Annotated in this window: 16 protein-coding genes; 6 read left to right on the forward strand and 10 right to left on the reverse strand. The window is 67.1% G+C overall.

The window, feature by feature from the left end; all coding sequences use genetic code 11:
• The first annotated feature begins 1 nt into the window (after position 1).
• The gene (locus tag ACTJKT_RS25245) at positions 2–397 is read left to right on the forward strand and encodes a GlcG/HbpS family heme-binding protein (protein WP_053269259.1); all 396 of its coding nucleotides are present in this window, start codon (positions 2–4) and stop codon (positions 395–397) included.
• Positions 398–432: 35 nt separating this feature from the next.
• Positions 433–1,212, forward strand: a complete 780-nt coding sequence (locus ACTJKT_RS25250; protein WP_440788981.1) for an SDR family oxidoreductase — start codon at positions 433–435, stop codon at positions 1,210–1,212.
• A gap of 120 nt (positions 1,213–1,332) precedes the next feature.
• Here ACTJKT_RS25250 and ACTJKT_RS25255 read toward each other — a convergent pair whose 3' ends face one another.
• The 3 genes from ACTJKT_RS25255 to baeS are packed head-to-tail and all read right to left on the reverse strand — an operon-like array spanning position 1,333 to position 3,788.
• A complete protein-coding gene (locus ACTJKT_RS25255; protein ID WP_440788982.1) occupies positions 1,333–1,620 on the reverse strand; it encodes a barstar family protein in 288 nt (95 codons plus the stop codon).
• A 56-nt stretch (positions 1,621–1,676) separates the two neighbouring features.
• The gene (locus tag ACTJKT_RS25260) at positions 1,677–2,366 is read right to left on the reverse strand and encodes a response regulator (protein ID WP_440788983.1); all 690 of its coding nucleotides are present in this window, start codon (positions 2,364–2,366) and stop codon (positions 1,677–1,679) included.
• Between the two features lie 3 nt (positions 2,367–2,369).
• Positions 2,370–3,788 carry a sensor histidine kinase efflux regulator BaeS gene (gene baeS, locus ACTJKT_RS25265; protein ID WP_440788984.1) on the reverse strand — a complete coding sequence of 473 codons (1,419 nt, stop codon included), beginning with the start codon at positions 3,786–3,788 and terminating at the stop codon, positions 2,370–2,372.
• 113 nt (positions 3,789–3,901) lie between these two features.
• On the opposite strand from baeS, the gene ACTJKT_RS25270 reads away from it, so the two are divergent.
• From ACTJKT_RS25270 to ACTJKT_RS25280, 3 genes are read left to right on the forward strand one after another with little or no spacing between them, the layout of a single operon-like run.
• Complete coding sequence (locus ACTJKT_RS25270) at positions 3,902–5,104, forward strand: efflux RND transporter periplasmic adaptor subunit (protein WP_440788985.1); 1,203 nt, start codon at positions 3,902–3,904, stop codon at positions 5,102–5,104.
• Between the two features lie 2 nt (positions 5,105–5,106).
• Entirely contained in the window at positions 5,107–8,247 is a 3,141-nt protein-coding gene (locus tag ACTJKT_RS25275; RefSeq protein ID WP_440788986.1) for an efflux RND transporter permease subunit, read from the forward strand.
• Positions 8,244–9,641: an efflux transporter outer membrane subunit gene (locus ACTJKT_RS25280; RefSeq protein WP_440788987.1), complete on the forward strand. Its 1,398-nt coding sequence runs from the start codon at positions 8,244–8,246 to the stop codon at positions 9,639–9,641. Before ACTJKT_RS25275 ends, ACTJKT_RS25280 begins: the two co-directional genes overlap by 4 nt.
• A gap of 9 nt (positions 9,642–9,650) precedes the next feature.
• Here the strand turns inward: ACTJKT_RS25280 and ACTJKT_RS25285 are convergent, their stop codons facing one another.
• On the reverse strand, positions 9,651–10,427 hold the full coding sequence (locus tag ACTJKT_RS25285) for an NAD(P)H-dependent oxidoreductase (protein WP_440788988.1): 777 nt from the start codon (positions 10,425–10,427) through the stop codon (positions 9,651–9,653).
• Between the two features lie 85 nt (positions 10,428–10,512).
• Between ACTJKT_RS25285 and ACTJKT_RS25290 the strand changes: the two genes are divergently transcribed.
• Positions 10,513–11,406: a LysR family transcriptional regulator gene (locus tag ACTJKT_RS25290; protein WP_440788989.1), complete on the forward strand. Its 894-nt coding sequence runs from the start codon at positions 10,513–10,515 to the stop codon at positions 11,404–11,406.
• Between the two features lie 6 nt (positions 11,407–11,412).
• Here ACTJKT_RS25290 and ACTJKT_RS25295 read toward each other — a convergent pair whose 3' ends face one another.
• From ACTJKT_RS25295 to ACTJKT_RS25320, 6 genes are all read right to left on the reverse strand, one after another.
• Positions 11,413–12,351 (reverse strand): LysR family transcriptional regulator, encoded by a 939-nt coding sequence (locus ACTJKT_RS25295; protein WP_440788990.1) that lies wholly within the window; start codon positions 12,349–12,351, stop codon positions 11,413–11,415.
• Positions 12,352–12,397: 46 nt separating this feature from the next.
• Positions 12,398–13,372 (reverse strand): quinone oxidoreductase family protein, encoded by a 975-nt coding sequence (locus tag ACTJKT_RS25300; RefSeq protein WP_440788991.1) that lies wholly within the window; start codon positions 13,370–13,372, stop codon positions 12,398–12,400.
• 158 nt (positions 13,373–13,530) lie between these two features.
• Positions 13,531–14,745, reverse strand: a complete 1,215-nt coding sequence (locus tag ACTJKT_RS25305) for a pyridoxal phosphate-dependent aminotransferase (RefSeq protein WP_440788992.1) — start codon at positions 14,743–14,745, stop codon at positions 13,531–13,533.
• A complete protein-coding gene (locus tag ACTJKT_RS25310) occupies positions 14,742–15,380 on the reverse strand; it encodes an RraA family protein (RefSeq protein WP_440788993.1) in 639 nt (212 codons plus the stop codon). The genes ACTJKT_RS25305 and ACTJKT_RS25310 overlap by 4 nt, the downstream gene beginning before the upstream one ends.
• The gene (locus ACTJKT_RS25315) at positions 15,380–16,036 is read right to left on the reverse strand and encodes an RraA family protein (RefSeq protein WP_440788994.1); all 657 of its coding nucleotides are present in this window, start codon (positions 16,034–16,036) and stop codon (positions 15,380–15,382) included. Before ACTJKT_RS25315 ends, ACTJKT_RS25310 begins: the two co-directional genes overlap by 1 nt.
• Entirely contained in the window at positions 16,029–16,700 is a 672-nt protein-coding gene (locus ACTJKT_RS25320; protein ID WP_440788995.1) for an RraA family protein, read from the reverse strand. Before ACTJKT_RS25320 ends, ACTJKT_RS25315 begins: the two co-directional genes overlap by 8 nt.
• Positions 16,701–16,769 lie beyond the last annotated feature (69 nt).

A 16,769-nucleotide genomic window follows, 5' to 3' on the forward strand; every position in this document is an offset into this window, starting at 1 on the left:
CATGCACTGGCCCGTCACCCTCAAACCCGCCCGGCAGATGCTTGACAAGGGCATCGCCAAAGCCATGCAGATGCAGCTGTCGGTGTGCATCGCCATCGTCGATCAAGGCAGCAACCTGCTGGCATTCGTGCGCATGGACGACGCCGTGCCGGGGGCGATCGACCTGGCCCAGCGCAAGGCCCGGACTTCGGCGCTGTTCCGTACCGCCAGCGCCGAACTCGGCGCGCTTTCCGGGCCGGGGCAGGCGTTGTGGTCGATCGAGCAGAGCAACGGCGGCTTGACCAGCTTTGCCGGCGGCCTGCCCATCGTCGACCAGGCGGGGCGCTGCCTGGGCGCCATCGGCGTCTCCGGTGGCACCGCGGTTGAAGACGAAATCATCGCCCGGGCTTGCCTCTGAGCCCTGGCCACCGACATTTTCCTGGAGAAACCACAATGAGCAAAAAACGTATTCTGGTCACCGGCGCCGGTTCGGGCTTTGGTCGTGCGGTGGCGCTGCGCCTGGCAGCCAACGGTCATGAAGTGATCGCCGGGGTGCAGATCACCCCGCAGGTCACCGAGCTGCGCGAACTCGCCGCCAGCCTGGACCTCAAGCTACGGGTGGAGAAGCTCGACATCACCTCGGCTCGCGACCGGGCCTATGCCTGGCAATGGGACATCGATGTGCTGCTGAACAACGCCGGCGATGCCGAGACCGGCGCCATTGCGGAAATCCCCGTGGATATCCTGCGCTCCCAGTTCGAGACCAATGTGTTCGCCAACCTGGAGCTGACCCAGGGCTTCGTGCGGCAGATGGTCGAACGGCGCAAGGGCAAGATCGTCTTCGTGTCGTCGATCGCCGGCCTGCTCACCGGGCCCTTCACCGGCGCCTACTGCGCCTCCAAGCATGCCCTGGAGTCCATCGCCGAAGCCCTGCACATGGAGCTGGCGGAGTTCGGCATCCAGGTCGCGACCATCAACCCCGGGCCGTACTCCACCGGCTTCAACGACCGGATGATGGAAACCTGGAAAAGCTGGTACGACCCGCAGCAGAACTTCACCGATCACTCCGGGCTGAAGTTCCCGTTCGAGCAATACGACCCCGAAGAAATGGTGGCGAAGATGGTCGAGGTGGTGGAGCGCGACGGCGGGCCGTTCCGCAACCTGCTGCCGGCGCACTTCGTCGACATCGTCAAGCAGGACCAGCAGGATGCCTGGACGCGTCAGCAGTCGTAGGTGCGCCTGCCGATCCCTGGCATCGGTCCCCAGGCGCATCCGCTGGAAGTGCCGGAGGACATGCAGGGGTTCGAGGTCGGCGTGGAGGAGGGCAATGGCATCAGGGAACGGGCGTGCTAGTCAGTCGAACGTCACCTGCGACGCGAATTCCGGGTAGTGGGTTGTCATCTCTTCCAGGCATTGCCGCAGCAGCCGGGCATCTCTCGGCAAGCGCGTGGCCAGTCCGTCCCAGCCGTGGAGTTGCAGGTGCACGGGCATTTCCACCAGGCCGGTGATGGCGTCCCAGAAGGCGTCCCAGTTGGCGCCGTACCAGTCGGGAAAGTCCAGGGCGTCGCGCAGGGTCGCGTGCAGTTCGGCCGTGCTGGTCACCGCGCTCAAGTCAATGTCCACCCGCTGTAGTCGGGTCATGTCGTGCACCTGCAGGATTTCTGGCGGCACAGGATAACCCGGCTCGCCGCGATCGCTCAGCTCGGCAGCGCGCCCAGCTCAAGTTTGTAACCCACGCCGTACAACGACTGGATCGGGTCTTCCCCCGGGCAGGCCTGGGCCAGTTTGCGCCGCAGGTTGCGCACATGGCTGTCGACGGTGCGGTCGGTCACCACCCGATGGTCGGAGTACAGGCGATCGAGCAACTGGTCGCGGGAGAACACCCGGCCCGGGGACGCGGCCAGGGTCTTGAGCAGGCGCAATTCCACCGGGGTCAGGTCCAGGGCGATACCATCGAACGAGGCACGGTAGCGTTCTTCGTCTATTAGCAGACGGGCTTGGGCGGCTGCCGTCAGTTGCGGGCTGCGGCGCAGGATGGCCTTGACCCGGGCCACCACTTCGCGCGGGCTGAAGGGCTTGCAGATGTAGTCGTCGGCGCCCAGCTCCAGGCCCAGCAGGCGGTCCACTTCCTCGACCCGGGCGGTAATCATGATGATCGGCACTTCGCTGAAGTGCCGCAGCTCCTGGCACACTTCCAGGCCGTCACGCCCCGGCAGCATCAGGTCGAGCAGGATCAGCCGTGGCCGGTGGGCGCGCACCGCCGGCACTACCTCCAGGCCGTTGTCCAGGCTCAGGCTGGGGTAACCGGCGGCGTCCAGGTAGTCGCGCAGCAAGGCGGCGAGTTTCGGTTCGTCTTCGACGATCAGGATCGGTTGTTCAGTGCTCATGCTTCAGACCTTGCCGGGCAGACGCAGGGTCAGCCACAGGCCACCCAGGGGCGAATGATCGGCGTCGAGGCTGCCGCCGTGGGCCAGGGCGATGCTGCGACAGATCGCCAGGCCCAGGCCGGCGCCGCCGCTGGCGCGGTTGCGCGAAGCCTCGCCACGGTAGAAGCGCTCGAACAGCCGCGGCAGTTGTTCGGCCTCGACCCCGGGGCCGGAGTCGAGGAAATCGACCCGCAGGTTGTCGCCCTCGGCGCAGGCGCTAATGCGCAACAGGCCGCCGGCATCGGTGTAGCGCAGGGCGTTTTCCAGCAGGTTGGCGAACAGCTGTTGCAGGCGCTTGGGGTCGGCATCCAGCTGCAGCGGCTGCTCCGGCAGTTCCAGCTCGACCTTGAGCCGGGCGGCCTGGCAGCGTTCCTGGAACATCGCCACGCTGGCCTGCAGCAGCTCGTTGAGCGAACACTCGCTCTTGCGGTAGGTGAGGGCGCCGACATCGGCCAGGGACAGCTCGTACAGGTCGTCCACCAGCTTGCTGAGCATGGCCACTTCGCTTTGCAGCGACTGCATCGACTGCCGGTCGAGCTTGCGCACGCCGTCCTCGATGGCCTCCAGTTCGCCGCGCAATACCGACAGCGGGGTGCGCAGCTCATGGGACACGTCGGCCATGAATTCGCGGCGCATCTGTTCGTTGCGCTCCAGGGTGTAGGCCAACTGGTTGAAGTCGCGGGCCAGCTGGCCGACTTCGTCGTTGGAGGCCTCGGCCACCCGGTTGCTGTATTCCCCGGCGGCCAGGCGGTGGGTGGCCGCGGCCACGCGCTTGACCGGGTCGAGCAGGGTGCGCGAGATCCACCAGGCGATCAGCATCGCCAGCAGCAGCGAGGCCACGCCCACCGCCAGGCTGGTACGCAGCTGGTACTGGAAGAAGCGTTCGCCGCCGGCCTCAGTGACGCTCTGGAAGGGTGACACGGCCAGCCAGCCGACCGTGCTGCCGGCCACCTCGATCGGCCGCAGCAGGGCATCGTCGCCGATCGCCGCATAGCCGATCACCAGTTGCTTGTCGCGGTCCAGCAGGGCAATGCGAAACAGCGCGCCGGTGAGGTCCGAGGCCAGCGGCAGTTTCAGCTTGCGGATCTGCGACTGCTCCTTGGGCCCCGGGCGCATGAGGTCGAACCAGCGGTCGGGGTTGTCGCGGACGAACTCCCAGTTGCCTTCGCGTTCGTAGGCTTCTGCCAGGCGCGGCAGCACCGGTTCCATGCGTTGCAGCGCCTGTTCGTTGAGGTAGCCGAGAAAGCCGCGGCCGAAGCTCCAGCCGCTGGCCAGGCCCATGCTCAGGATGACGAACAGCACGCAGGCCAGGACGGCGCCGAACAGTTTGGTGGAGATGCTCAGTTTCATGGGGGGCGCGGGCTTGAGGAATGGCCCGCTCATTTAGGCCCCGGCGCGGCAAAGATTCAAGGTCGCCGGGCAATCTTCAATTTTCCTGCACATTTGCTTCGCAGCATGGCGACAGGCCCAAGCCATCCCGTTTTGCAGAGGCATTCATGTCGACCAAACTTTTCGCCAAATCCATGGTGACCGCCGCGGTCATCGTTTCCCTGATGGTGCTGTTCGTGTTGAGCGGTTGCTCGCCGGCGGCGCCCGAAGCTGCCGCCGAGGTGCCCAAGGTCTCGGTGATCACCGTGCAGCCGCAAAGCCAGGCCCTGACCAGCGAGCTGGCCGGGCGTACCCAGGCCTTCCTGGTGGCCGAGATCCGCCCCCAGGTCGGCGGCATCGTCCAGCAGCGGCTGTTCGTCGAGGGCGCCGAGGTCAAGGCCGGGGACAGCCTGTACCAGCTGGACGCCGCCACCTACAAGGCGGCCCTGGCGGAAGCCCAGGCCAGCCTGGCCAAGGCCCGCGCCACCCTGAAGTCGGCCCAGGCCACCGCTACCCGCGATGCCCAGCTGGCGAAGATCGACGCCATCAGCCAGCAGGACAACGAAGACGCCCAGGCCAGCCTGCTGACCGCCCAGGCCGATCTGCAGGTGGCCCAGGCCGGTGTCGAGACGGCGCGCATCAACCTGGCCTATACCCGGATCAGCTCGCCCATCGGCGGGCGCATCGAAACCTCCACCGTGACCCCCGGCGCCCTGGTGGTGGCCAACCAGGACACGGCGCTGACCACGGTGCAGCAACTGGACCCTATCTATGTCGATGTCACCCAGTCCACCACCGAGCTGCTGCGCCTCAAGCGCGACCTGGCCAGTGGCGCGCTGCAAGGCAACGCGGCGGATGAAGTACCCGTCAGCCTCAAGTTCGACGACGGCAGCATCTATGCCCATGCGGGCCGCCTGAAATTCAGCGGGGTCAGCGTCAGCCAGGGCACCGGCACCGTGACCCTGCGCGCCGAGTTCCCCAACCCGGAACGCCTGCTGCTGCCGGGTATGTACGTGCGGGCGGTGCTGGAACAGGCCCGGGACGAACAGGCGATCCTGATTCCGCAACGGGCGGTGAACCGCAGCGCCAGCGGTGCGACCTCGGTACTGGTGGTGGTCGAGGGCAAGGTCGAGCAACGGCAGGTGACCATCGACCGCGCGGTGGGCAACCAGTGGTGGGTGACGGCCGGCCTCAATGCCGGTGACCAGTTGATCGTCGAAGGCGGGCAGAAGGTCCGGATCGGCGCCGCGGTGCTGGCGCAAAACAGCGGCAGCGGTACCCGCAGCCGTGTGCCCCAGGCACCGTCCACCGCCCTGGCGCAGGAGGGTTGAGTATGGCGCGCTTCTTTATCGACCGGCCGATTTTCGCCTGGGTCATCGCCATCGTCATCATGCTCGCCGGGGCCTTGTCCATCAGCCAGTTGCCCCTGGAGCAGTACCCCGACATCGCGCCGCCGACGGTGCGGATCTCCGCCACCTACACCGGCGCCTCGGCCAAGACCGTGGAAGACTCGGTGACCCAGGTCATCGAGCAGCAGATGACCGGCCTGGACAACCTGACCTATATGTCGGCCACCAGCAGCTCGGCGGGCAGCGCCAGCATCAACCTGACCTTCGCCGCCGGCACCGACCCGGACGTGGCGCAGATGCAGGTGCAGAACAAGCTGCAACAAGCCGAGTCGCGCCTGCCGCAATCGGTGCAGAGCGAAGGCCTGACCGTGACCAAGGGCGGCTCGGACTTCCTGATGATCGCCGCCCTGGCCTCGGACAACGAAAGCGTCACCGGCACCCAGGTCGGCGACTACATCTCCAGCACCTTGCTCGACCAGATCAGCCGCATCGACGGCGTCGGCGAGGTGCAGACCCTGGGCTCGGGCTACGCCATGCGCATCTGGCTGGACCCGGCCAAGCTGGAAAAGTACGCGCTGATGCCGTCCGATGTCAGCGCCGCCCTGGAGGCGCAGAACACCGAAGTCTCCGCCGGGCAGCTGGGTGCGGTGCCGGCGGTGCCCGGGCAGCAACTGAATGCGACCATTACCGCGCGCAGCAAGCTGCAGACCGAGGACGAGTTCCGCAACGTGGTGGTCAAGTCGTCCAGCGACGGCGCGGTGGTACTGCTGAGCGATGTGGGGCGGGTCGAGCTGGGCAGCGAAAGTTATGACATGAGCACGGCCCTCAATGGTCGGCCCGCCTCGGCCATGGGCATCAAGCTGGCGACCGGGGCCAACGCTCTGAGCGTTGGCGACGCGGTCAAGGCCAAGCTCAAGGAGCTGGAGCAGTTCTACCCGACGGAAATGCAACTGAAGAACGTCATCGCCTACGACACCACGCCCTTTGTCAGCCTGTCCATCGAGGAGGTGGTCAAGTCCCTCGGCGAGGCCATCGTCCTGGTGGTGCTGATCATGTTCCTGTTCCTGCAGAACCCGCGGGCCACCCTGATCCCGGCGATCACCGTGCCGGTGGTGCTGCTGGGCACCTTCGGCGTGCTGGCGCTGCTCGGCTATTCGATCAACACCCTGACCATGTTCGCCATGGTCCTGGCCATCGGCCTGCTGGTGGACGACGCCATTGTCGTGGTGGAGAACGTCGAGCGGGTGATGGGCGAGCAGGGGCTGTCGCCCCTGGAGGCCACGCGCCAGTCGATGGCGGAAATCACCAGCGCGCTGATCGGCATTGCCCTGGTGCTCAGCGCGGTGTTCATTCCCATGGCGTTTTTCGGCGGATCAACCGGGGTCATCTACCGCCAGTTCTCGGTGACCATCGTCTCGGCCATGCTGCTCTCGGTGCTGGTGGCCATGACCCTGACCCCGGCGCTGTGTGCGACCCTGCTCAAGCCCGCCGATGCCCAGGGGCACGGACCGCAGCGCGGCTTCTTCGGCTGGTTCAACCGCCATTTCGAGCGCAGCGCCCAGGCCTATCAGCGGCTGGTCGGCGGCATCCTGCAACGCAGCCACAGCAGCCTGCTGCTGTACGGGGTGCTCCTGCTGGTCATGGGCGTCGGCTATAGCAACCTGCCGACCTCGTTCCTGCCGGACGAAGACCAGGGCACCCTGATGGCGCAGATCCAGTTGCCGGTAGGCGCCACCGACAGCCGCACCCAGGCGGTGATGAAACAGTTCGAGAGCTACATGCTCGAACAGCCGGAGGTCGAGGCCTTGATCAGCATCAGCGGCCTGGGCATGGGCGGCAACAGCCAGAACACCGGCCGCGCCTTTATCAAACTCAAGGACTGGAGCCAGCGCCTGGGCTCCGGCCAGGACTCGGCGTCGATTGCCCAGCGCGCGACCCTGGCGCTGGCGAGCATCGGCGATGCCAATGTGTTCGTCATGCAGCCGCCGGCGGTACGCGGCCTGGGGCAAAGTTCGGGCTTCGACCTGCAGCTCAAGGACCTCGGCGGCCTGGGCCACGACGCCCTGGTGGCCGCTCGCGAGCAGTTCATCGAGTTGGCGAAACAGGATCCGCGCCTGCTCGGGGTCCGCAGCAACGGCCTGGACGACACGCCGCAGCTCAAGGTCAGCATCGACGATCGCAAGGCCGGGGCCCTGAGCCTGAGCACCAGCGACATCAACAGCACCTTGTCCACGGCCCTGGGCGGCACCTACGTCAATGACTTCCTCAACCAGGGCCGGGTGAAGAAGGTCTATGTGCAGGGCGAGGCCGCGGCGCGGATGCAGGCGGAGGACCTGGACCATTGGTTCGTGCGCAATGCCAAGGATGAAATGGTGCCGTTCTCGTCTTTCGCCAGCAGCGCCTGGAGCTACGGTTCGCCGCTGCTCGAACGCTACAACGGCATCTCCTCCCTGGAGGTGGTGGGCGATCCGGCGCCGGGGGTGAGTTCCGGGGTGGCCATGGACGTGGTCGAGTCCCTCGTCAAGCAACTGCCCGAGGGCATCGGTTATGAGTGGACCGGGCAGTCCTATCAGTTGCGCCTGTCTGGCTCCCAGGCGCCGTTGCTCTACGGGATTTCGATCCTGTTCGTGTTCCTCTGCCTGGCGGCCTTGTACGAAAGCTGGTCGGTGCCGTTCTCGGTGATGCTGGTGGTGCCCCTGGGCGTGGTCGGGGCGGTGCTGGCGACCCGCGTCAGCGGCTTGAGCAACGACGTGTACTTCCAGGTGGGGCTGTTGACCACCGTGGGGCTGTCGGCGAAGAACGCGATCCTTATCGTCGAGTTCGCCAAGCACCTGCAAGAGCAGGGCGCAAGCCTGCTGGAGGCGACCCTGACTGCAGTACGCCAGCGCCTGCGGCCGATCCTCATGACCTCCCTGGCCTTCATGTTCGGCGTGCTGCCCCTGGCCTTGAGCTCCGGCGCCGGTTCGGCCGGACGCCGGGCCATCGGCACCGGGGTGCTGGGCGGCATGTTCAGCGCCACGCTGCTGGGGATCTTCTTCGTGCCGCTGTTCTTCGTGCTGATCCGTCGCCGCTTTACCCGTGTCCCCACGACCTCCACTCAACCCGCCGCAACAGGTGACGCATGATCAAGTTTCGTTGGGCCCTGGTGCCTGCCCTGGCGCTGCTCGGTGGCTGCATCAACCTGGCGCCCGAATACCAGCGCCCCGAGGCGCCGGTCGCCGAGCAATGGTTGCCGGGCAGCAAGACCTCAAGCGGGGAGGCTGCCGCCGATATCCACTGGCAGCAGTTTTTCACCGACAGCCGCCTGGCGCGCTTGCAGACCCTGGCCCTGGCCAACAATCGCGACCTGCGCCTGGCCAGCCTGAATATCGAGAAGGCCCAGGCGCAGTACCGCATCCAGCGCGCGGCGTTGTTTCCGGCGATCGATGCCGGGGTCAGCGGCACTCACGCGCGCACGCCGGCTTCTTCCTCCAGCAGCGGCGTGGCCACCACCAGCCATGACTACGGCGCGCAACTGGGCCTGAGCAGCTATGAGCTGGATGTGTTCGGACGGTTGCGCAACCTCAAGGACGAGGCGCTGGAAGCCTACCTGTCGCTGGCCGAGACCCGGCGCAGCACGCAGATCAGTCTGGTGGCCGAAGTGGCCACGGCCTGGCTGACCCTGGCGGCGGATAACGAACTGCTGCGCCTGGCCCAGGAAACCCTGCGCAGCCAGCAGGCGACCTACGAGCTGACCCAGCGCAGCCATGCCCTGGGCGGTTCTTCCGGGTTGGCCCTGGCCCAGGCGCAGACCACCGTGGAGTCGGCCCGCGGCGACGCGGCGGTGTACGCCAGCCAGATCCTCCAGGACCGCAACGCGTTGCGCCTGTTGGTGGGCAGCGAGATTTCCGATGAGCTGCTGCCCGGCGCCAGCCTGCAATCGGCGGCGCTGCTGGTGCGGGTGCCGGACGAGTTGCCGTCCAGCCTATTGCAGCGCCGTCCTGACGTGCTGGCGGCGGAACATACGCTGAAGTCGGCGAACATCGATATCGGCGCGGCGCGGGCGGCGTTTTTTCCCAGCATCAGCCTGACCGCCAACGCCGGTTCGGCGAGTTCGGCGCTGTCCGGGCTGTTCAAGGCCGGCAGCGGTGCCTGGACCTTCGCCCCGAGCATCAGCCTGCCGCTGTTCGACGCCGGCAGTAACCGCGCGACCCTGGACGCGGCCAAGGTCGAACGCGAGATCCAGGTGCAGACCTACCAGCAGACCCTGCAGAGCGCTTTCAAGGAAGTCGCCGACGCCCTGGCCGAACGCAGCACCCTGGACGAACGCCTGGATGCCCAGCAGGCCCTGACTGACGCCAGCCGCAAAAGCTTCGAGCTGGCTGACGCGCTGTATCGCGGCGGCTCGCAAAGTTACCTCGAAGCCCTGGACGCCCAGCGTTCGCTGTACAGCGCCCAGCAGGACCTGATCAGCCTGCGCCTGGCCGAGCAGAGCAACAGGGTGACCCTGTACAAGGTGCTGGGTGGGGGCTGGCAGTGAGCCCAAGGCCTACATCAGGTGGGCGGCGAAGCCTTGCTGGTCGGCGGCGATCTCCGGGTGCAGGGTGAGTTCCGGGATCTGGTAGGCGCCGGCGTTCTGCGGGCGGAAGGCGATGGGCGCGGTTTGCTCCAGTTGGTCCAGACGTTGTCCCAGTTCTTCGCAGATCGCGGCGAAACGCGCTTCGTCGATACGCCCGGTGCGGTAGATCACGAAGGGCGGCAGCACGTCGAAGCCGGGGTAATAGAGGATGCCGTGGTGGATCGGGAACAGCAGGTCGTCCATCGGCCCGTTGATGCCCCGCGGGCTGTAGTGGGATTCCCAGCCGCCGGCGCTGACGATCAGCATCGCCCGTTTGCCCGCCAGGGTGCCTTCGCCGTAGCGATCGCCCCAGCGCGCATCCGAATGCTCGCCCACGCCATAGGCAAACCCGTAGGCGTAGACCCGTTCCACCCAGCCCTTGAGAATCGCCGGCATGGAGAACCACCACAGGGGAAATTGCAGCAGCAGGGTGTCGGCCCACAGCAGTTTTTCCTGCTCGCGGGCGATGTCCGCCGACTGCAGGCCTTCTTCGAACGCGCGCTTGGAATCCAGGGATGGGTCGAAGCGACTGTTGTCCGACCGGCCCAGGCTGTCATCGGCATCCAGCGGCGCCTTCCAGTTCATCGCATACAGGTCCGAAACCTGGACCGTGTGGCCGGCGGCCTGCAGGCGCTTGATCGTGAAGTCCTTGAGCGAGCCGTTCAAGGAGCGGGGTTCGGGGTGGGCATAAACCAGCAGTACATTCATTACAGGGTCTCCAGTGTCGGGAGACGGCAGGATCGGTGGTTGCCAGGTATATTGGAAATGAATATCCAATATCCCAGGTATTGTCGTGAATAATTTAAGGCGCTTGGACATCAACCTGCTGCTGACCCTGGATGTGCTGCTGGCGGAGCATAACGTGACCCGCGCGGCGCAACGCCTGAACCTGTCGCAACCCTCGGTCAGCGTGCATTTGGCCAAGCTGCGGGAGATCTTCGGCGACCCGTTGTTGCTGCCGGGCCCGCGGGGCATGCGGCCCACCGCCAGGGCCGACGAGCTGCGCGAGCCGTTGCGCCGGGCGCTGGAAGCATTGGAGTTGGCGGTGTCGCCGGCCAGTCCGTTCGACCCGGGCGCGGCGGCCAACACCTGGAGTGTGTCGGCGTCCGACTACGGCGAGTCGACGGTGATCCTGCCGGCGCTGGCCGGCTTGCGGACGGCGGCCCCCGGTACCCGGCTGGCGGTGCTCGAACTGGAGCCGGGGCGTCTGGTCCAGCAGGCCGAGCAGGGCATCATCGACCTGGCCCTGCATACCAGTGAGGATTCGCCGCCGGGGCTGCGCCGCCGCGTGCTGTTCAGCGAGCGTTACGTGCTGGTGGGCCGCGCAGGCCATCCACGGCTGCAACGGCGCCCGAGCCTGGCGCAGTTCGGCAAGCTGGAGCACGTCATGGTGTCCCCCGATGGCGGCGGTTTTCACGGCGTCACCGACAGCGCGCTGGGGGAGTTGGGACTGACGCGCCGGGTGGCGCTGTCGGTCCCGCATTTCCTGTTTGTCCTTTCGGCGCTGGCGAGCACCGACCTGGTGGCGATGCTGCCGTCGCGCCTGGTGCGCGACAATCCGGCACTGAAGGTGGTCGAGCCGCCGCTGGAGGTCCCGGGTTATGAAATGGCCATGCTCTGGCACGAGCGCTGCCACCGCGACCCGGCCCACCAATGGCTGCGGGAGTTCATCGTCAGTTCGTTGTGAGCGGTGCTACGCCTCGTCCCTGGCTGGTGTTTCCCACGGAGCTCCCTGGGCAAAACTCTCTTCGATCCACTGCTTGAAGGCCTGGGTGGTGGCGCTGCTGAAGCGCGCGGAGGGGCGCAGCAGGTAGATCCCCGAGTCGCTGTCCAGCTGCCATTGCGGCAGCACCCGGACCAGATGCCCGGACGCCAGGTCCTGGTGCATCAACCAGTCGCCGCCAGCAAGGATGCCGACACCGGCCCGGGCCGCGGACAACAAGGCCTCGTTGTCGTTGCTGTGCAGAGTGCCGTGGATGCGCACGCTTTCCAGCCGGCCCTGGCAGGTCAGGCGCCAGTCGGGGTAGGAGCGCAGGCCGGTAAAACCCAGGCAGTTGTGGCTGGCGAGGTCGGCAGGCACCTGCGGTTCGCCATGGCGTTGCAGGTAGGCAGGCGCGGCGCAGAGGATGCGCCGATGGGCGCAGAGCTTGCGGGCCACCAGTTGGCTGTCGGCCAGCTCGCCGATGCGGATCGCCGCGTCGAAACCTTCGCCGACGATGTCGACAAAGCGGTCCGAATATTCGGTCTCCAGCACCACCCCGGGATGGGCCAGGGCGAACTCGGCGAGGATCGGGCTGAGCCAGCGCCGGCCCATGGCGGCCGGCAAGGCCAGGCGCAGGCGCCCGCGGATCTGCGCGGCGCCCTGGGAGGCCTCATGTTCGGCTTCGCTGATCAGGCTCGCTGCCTGTCGCAGGCGTTCGACCAGGCGCGCGCCTTCGTCGGTGAAGCGCAATTGCCGGGTGGTGCGCTGCACCAGGCGAATGCCCAGGCGGCTTTCCAGGGCCGCCAGGCGCTTGGACAGCACCGAAGGGTGGCGCTGCAAGGCACGGCCGGCGGCGGCGAACGAGCCGTGCTCGAAGAGCGCCACCAGGGTGGCGAGTTCATCGGCCTGTCGACTGTCGAACAAATCCATGTGCCTGGGGTACCTCGCTATGCGGCCAGAAGGGAGGGAAACGGCCTCAAGGTATCAGTACGATGGCTCCTTGCGCGCGTCCGCCTTGCAGATCGGCGTGGGCCTGGGCCACTTCGGCCAGAGGGTAACGCTGCCAGATCCGTGGCTGGATGATACCCGTGGCGAAGGCGGCCAGCACATCGGCGGCGCGTGCCTGGTACTCGCTGGCAGTGGCGGTATGGGCGGCGAGGGACGGGCGGGTGAGGAACAGCGAACCCTTGGCGTTGAGCGTGCCGACTTGCACCGCGTCCGGAGCACCCGACGCCGCGCCGAAGGACACCAGCAGGCCACGGGGGCGCAGGCTGTCGAGGGAGGCTTCGAAGGACACCCGGCCGATCGGGTCGTACACCACATCGACCTTGTGCCCTTGGGTGGCCTCGACGACCTGCTGGGCGAGGGTGGCGGCATCGAACACCAGTACTTCGTCACAGCCAGCGGCCCGGGCCCGCTCGACGCTCTGCGGCTTGGACACCACGCCAATGACGGTGGCCCCCAGATGCTTGGCCCAGGGCACCATCAACTGCCCCAGGGCACCGGCGGCACCATAGATCAGCACCCGGCTGCCAGGGCCGACGGGGTAGGTCGTCTTGAGCAGGTACTGGGCGGTGATGCCCTTGAACAACAGCGCCGCGGCGGTGTCCGAGGCCAGCTCCGGCGGCAGCTTGACCAGGCGCTCGGCCGGGTACAGGCGAGCGCTGGCATAGGCGCCAAGAGGCCCGGTGGCATAGGCGACGCGGTCGCCCACCTGGACCTGGGTAACGCCCGGACCGACCGCCTTGACCAGCCCCGCGCCTTCCAGCCCGAGCCCGCAGGGCAGGGGAATAGGGACGGCGCCGCTGCGCTGGCTGAGGTCCAGCGGATTGACGCCGATGGCCGTCTGCTCCAGCCAGACCTCGCCGGCACCGGGTGCCTGGGCTTGCACCTGCTCGAACTGCATAACCTGAGGGGCGCCGACTTGGTGAAGCTGTATGCGGGTGACCATGCTCGATCTCCTTGGAAACTTGGGGATGGGGACACGAGGATAGGGCTGTGCTACAGGGTCAACAATCAGGCCTATTTGCATTTGACTGCTGCATGAAATGCAGTAATTGATGGAAGAATCCCGGCGCGTGGCCGGGATTCCAAGAGCAATGCAGGCCTTTACACCACGGCGCTGCAGAAGCGGCGAATGGCCTCGCAGGCCTGGCGCAACGATCGGTCGTCCAGGGCATAGGCGATGCGGATGTAGGGGCCCAGGCCAAAGGCGCTGCCATGCACCACCGCGACATCGGCTTCGTCGAGCAGGGCGTGGGCCACATCCTCGTCGCTGGCCAATAGACGGCCGCCGGCCGAGGTGCGCCCGATCAGCCCGGCACAGCTGGCGAAGGCATAGAACGCCCCGGCCGGTCGGGCGCAGTGCAGCCCGGGCGTGGCGTTGAGCAGCTCGACCATCAGGTCGCGGCGGCGCTGGAACACCGCGCGGCTGTGGCGGATGAAATCCTTGGGGCCGCTCAGCGCGGCCAGCGCCGCCTGCTGGGAAATGGCGCTGGCGCCGGAGGTCTGCTGGCCCTGGAGTTTTTCCATGGCGTCCAGCAGCCAGCGCGGGCCGGTGGCGAAACCGATGCGCCAGCCGGTCATGGCGTAGGCCTTGGACACGCCGTTCATGGTCAGGGTGCGCGTCGCCAGGCGCGGCTCGACCTGGGCCAGGGTGTGGAACGGCTGGTCGTCGAAGATCAGGTGCTCGTAGATGTCGTCCGCCAGGATCAGCACCTGCGGATGGGCCAGTAGCACCTCGGCCAGGGCCTTGAGCTCGTCGCGGCTGTACACCGCGCCGGTCGGGTTGGACGGCGAGTTGAGGATCAGCCAGCGGGTCCGCGGGCCGATCGCCGCGGCCAGCGCCGCCGGGGTCAGCTTGAAGCCGCTCTCGGCGTCGCAGGTGACGATGTTCGCCGTGCCGCCGCACAGCTGGACCATTTCCGGGTAGCTGACCCAGTAGGGCGCCGGGACTATCACTTGATCGCCATCGTTCAGGGTGGCGGCCAGGGCGTTGTAGATCACCTGCTTGCCGCCATTGCTGACGATGGTGTCCTGCCAGTTCGCGTCCAGGCCGTTTTCGTCGCGGAACTTGGCGGCCACCGCTTCGCGCAGCGCACGCACGCCGGCCACCTGGGTGTAGCGGGTATGGCCGTGCTCGATGGCCTGGATGGCGGCCTGGCGTATGTGTCCGGGGGTGTCGAAGTCCGGCTCGCCGGCGCACAGCGAGATGATCTGCGCGCCTTGCGCCCGGCGTTCCGCCACCCGGTCCATGATGCGGTAGGTCGCCGAGGGCCGGGCACTGGCCAGGCGCTGGTTGAGGCGCTGGATATCGCTGTTCATGCGCGGTTTCTCCAGTCGGTCAGGTTCATCAGCTCCAGGGTCGAGCGGCCTTCGCTCAGCGCCTGCATCATCTGCGCTTCCTTGTGGGCGCGGGCTTCGCCTTCGGCCAGGGTGCGGGCAGCCTCGGCCTGAGGAATGACGATCACGCCATCATCGTCGGCCACCAGCAGATCGCCGGGAGCGACCCAGGCGCCATTGAAATTGAACGGCTGGCCCACCGAGGGCGCACTGGCCTTGAGGGTGCCCTTGACCGAGATGCCGCGGGCGAATACCGGGAAGCGGCGTTTTTTCAGGGCCGCGATATCGCGCACGCCGCCGTCGATCACCAACCCGACCACGCCGGCCGCTTCGGCGGCCACGGTGAGTACTTCGCCCCAGTAGCCGGCGATGAAGTTGTCGGTGCCCACCACCAGCACACTGCCACGGGGCACCCGTTCCATGGCCAGGTGCAGGGCCAGGTTGTCGCCCGGCGAGCACTGCAGCGGATAGGCCGGGGCGGCGATGAAGGCGCCGTCCCAGACCGGCCGGATCGCGCTGTCGACGGCGCAGGGCAGGTGCGAGGCTTCATACAGCGTCGAGCTGCCGAGTACTTTGGCCCGCTCGTGGAAGTCGAGGGGCAGGGCGAGCGTGGTCATCAGACTTTCCTCTGCAGGTTGTGGTAACCCAGGGCGGCCCGGGCTTCCTTGAGGGTCTTGCCTTGGGCGATCAGGGTGCGGATGTCGGCTTCGACCGCCTCGATCTGGCGGGCACAGGCTGCCACTTCAGCGGCGCGGGCGCGGGGCACCACCACCACGCCATTGGCGTCGGCGACCAGGATGTCGCGAGCACAGACCCGGGCGCCACCGATGGACACCGGCTGGTTCACCGACTGCACTTGCACCCGGTCCTTGCCGGTGCGCATGAAGCGGCCCTGGCTGAACAGCGGATAGCCGTCGCCCAGGGCCTTGCTGACGTCGCGGCAGACGCCGTCGATCACGGTGGCGGCGATCCGCCGGCTGCCGGCGTACTGGGTCATGATGTCGCCCCAGACGGTGCAGTCGGTGCGGCCGCCGTTGGCGATCACCACCACGTCGCCGGGGGCCACGTCGTCGATGAAGTCACCGACGGTGCCGGGCGGCACGCTGGCCGAGACGTACTGCACGGTGAACGCCGGGCCGATCACCACTTGGCGGTAGTTGTCCAGCGGCGCGATGCCCAGGCACTGGCCGGGCAGGCCGAGTTTGTCCAGGGCGTCGGAGACGCCGGGGGTGTCCAGGCCGGCGAACAGCTCAATCAACTGCTGATCATTCATGCTCGTGCTCCACCGCGATGGCTTCGAACTGGCTGTCATGCATCACCTCGGCGACCGAGCGGCCAGCGCGCACCGCATCGACCATGGCGTGCTGGCGGCGGTCGATGCGCTCGCCCAGGTCGAGGACTTTTTCGATATGCCGGGCGGCGACGAACACCGTGCCGCAGCGGTCGGCGATCACGTAGTCGTCTTCGTTTACCCGTACCCCGGCGATCTGCACCGGCACGCCGGCGTCGAGCTGGATCACCCGGTTGCGCGCGCTGATCATGGTCACGCCTCGGCCGTAGACCGGGTAGCCGATGGCGGCGCTGCCGTCGATGTCACGGCTGCAACCGTCGATCACGCTGCCGCGGATCTGTTTGTGGCGCGCTGCGTTGGCAAGGATGTCGCCCCAGCAGGAAATGCCTTCCAGGCCGCCGGCGATCACCAGGATGCGATCGGCGCTGGCGATCCGTTCGACCACCGGGGAAATCAGGTGCAGGGTCGGCGCGCTGTCGGTCTTGGCGCCCAGCAGCACGGTGCTGGCACGGCCGACGATCTTCGGGCAGTCCCACAACGGCCGCAGGCCGACGGTGGCGCCGGGCAGGCCGAGGAAGTCGAGGGCGTCGGAGACCGTGTTGGTGTCCAGCGCCGCCAGGCGATCAAGCAAGGTGGCAATGCTCATGGGGTAACCCCTGTGGTGACGGAGGGCCCCAGTGTCGATGAGCGCGTTTGATAGGTATATTACGAATCA

The sequence above is a fragment of the Pseudomonas sp. 22526 genome (assembly GCF_052044735.1).
In the GTDB taxonomy this organism is placed as follows: Bacteria; Pseudomonadota; Gammaproteobacteria; order Pseudomonadales; family Pseudomonadaceae; genus Aquipseudomonas; species Aquipseudomonas piscium.

Bases quoted from the DNA above. Each gene is read 5' to 3' on its own strand.
- ACTJKT_RS25320 (WP_440788995.1), bottom strand. From the start codon at position 16,700: ATGAGCATTGCCACCTTGCTTGATCGCCTGGCGGCGCTGGACACCAAC.
- ACTJKT_RS25300 (WP_440788991.1), bottom strand. From the start codon at position 13,372: ATGGTCACCCGCATACAGCTTCACCAAGTCGGCGCCCCTCAGGTTATG.
- baeS (WP_440788984.1), bottom strand. From the start codon at position 3,788: ATGAGCGGGCCATTCCTCAAGCCCGCGCCCCCCATGAAACTGAGCATC.
- ACTJKT_RS25255 (WP_440788982.1), bottom strand. From the start codon at position 1,620: ATGACCCGACTACAGCGGGTGGACATTGACTTGAGCGCGGTGACCAGC.
- ACTJKT_RS25285 (WP_440788988.1), bottom strand. From the start codon at position 10,427: ATGAATGTACTGCTGGTTTATGCCCACCCCGAACCCCGCTCCTTGAAC.
- ACTJKT_RS25295 (WP_440788990.1), bottom strand. From the start codon at position 12,351: ATGGATTTGTTCGACAGTCGACAGGCCGATGAACTCGCCACCCTGGTG.
- ACTJKT_RS25270 (WP_440788985.1), top strand. From the start codon at position 3,902: ATGTCGACCAAACTTTTCGCCAAATCCATGGTGACCGCCGCGGTCATC.
- ACTJKT_RS25245 (WP_053269259.1), top strand. From the start codon at position 2: ATGCACTGGCCCGTCACCCTCAAACCCGCCCGGCAGATGCTTGACAAG.
- ACTJKT_RS25260 (WP_440788983.1), bottom strand. From the start codon at position 2,366: ATGAGCACTGAACAACCGATCCTGATCGTCGAAGACGAACCGAAACTC.
- ACTJKT_RS25275 (WP_440788986.1), top strand. From the start codon at position 5,107: ATGGCGCGCTTCTTTATCGACCGGCCGATTTTCGCCTGGGTCATCGCC.
- ACTJKT_RS25315 (WP_440788994.1), bottom strand. From the start codon at position 16,036: ATGAATGATCAGCAGTTGATTGAGCTGTTCGCCGGCCTGGACACCCCC.
- ACTJKT_RS25280 (WP_440788987.1), top strand. From the start codon at position 8,244: ATGATCAAGTTTCGTTGGGCCCTGGTGCCTGCCCTGGCGCTGCTCGGT.
- ACTJKT_RS25310 (WP_440788993.1), bottom strand. From the start codon at position 15,380: ATGACCACGCTCGCCCTGCCCCTCGACTTCCACGAGCGGGCCAAAGTA.
- ACTJKT_RS25250 (WP_440788981.1), top strand. From the start codon at position 433: ATGAGCAAAAAACGTATTCTGGTCACCGGCGCCGGTTCGGGCTTTGGT.
- ACTJKT_RS25305 (WP_440788992.1), bottom strand. From the start codon at position 14,745: ATGAACAGCGATATCCAGCGCCTCAACCAGCGCCTGGCCAGTGCCCGG.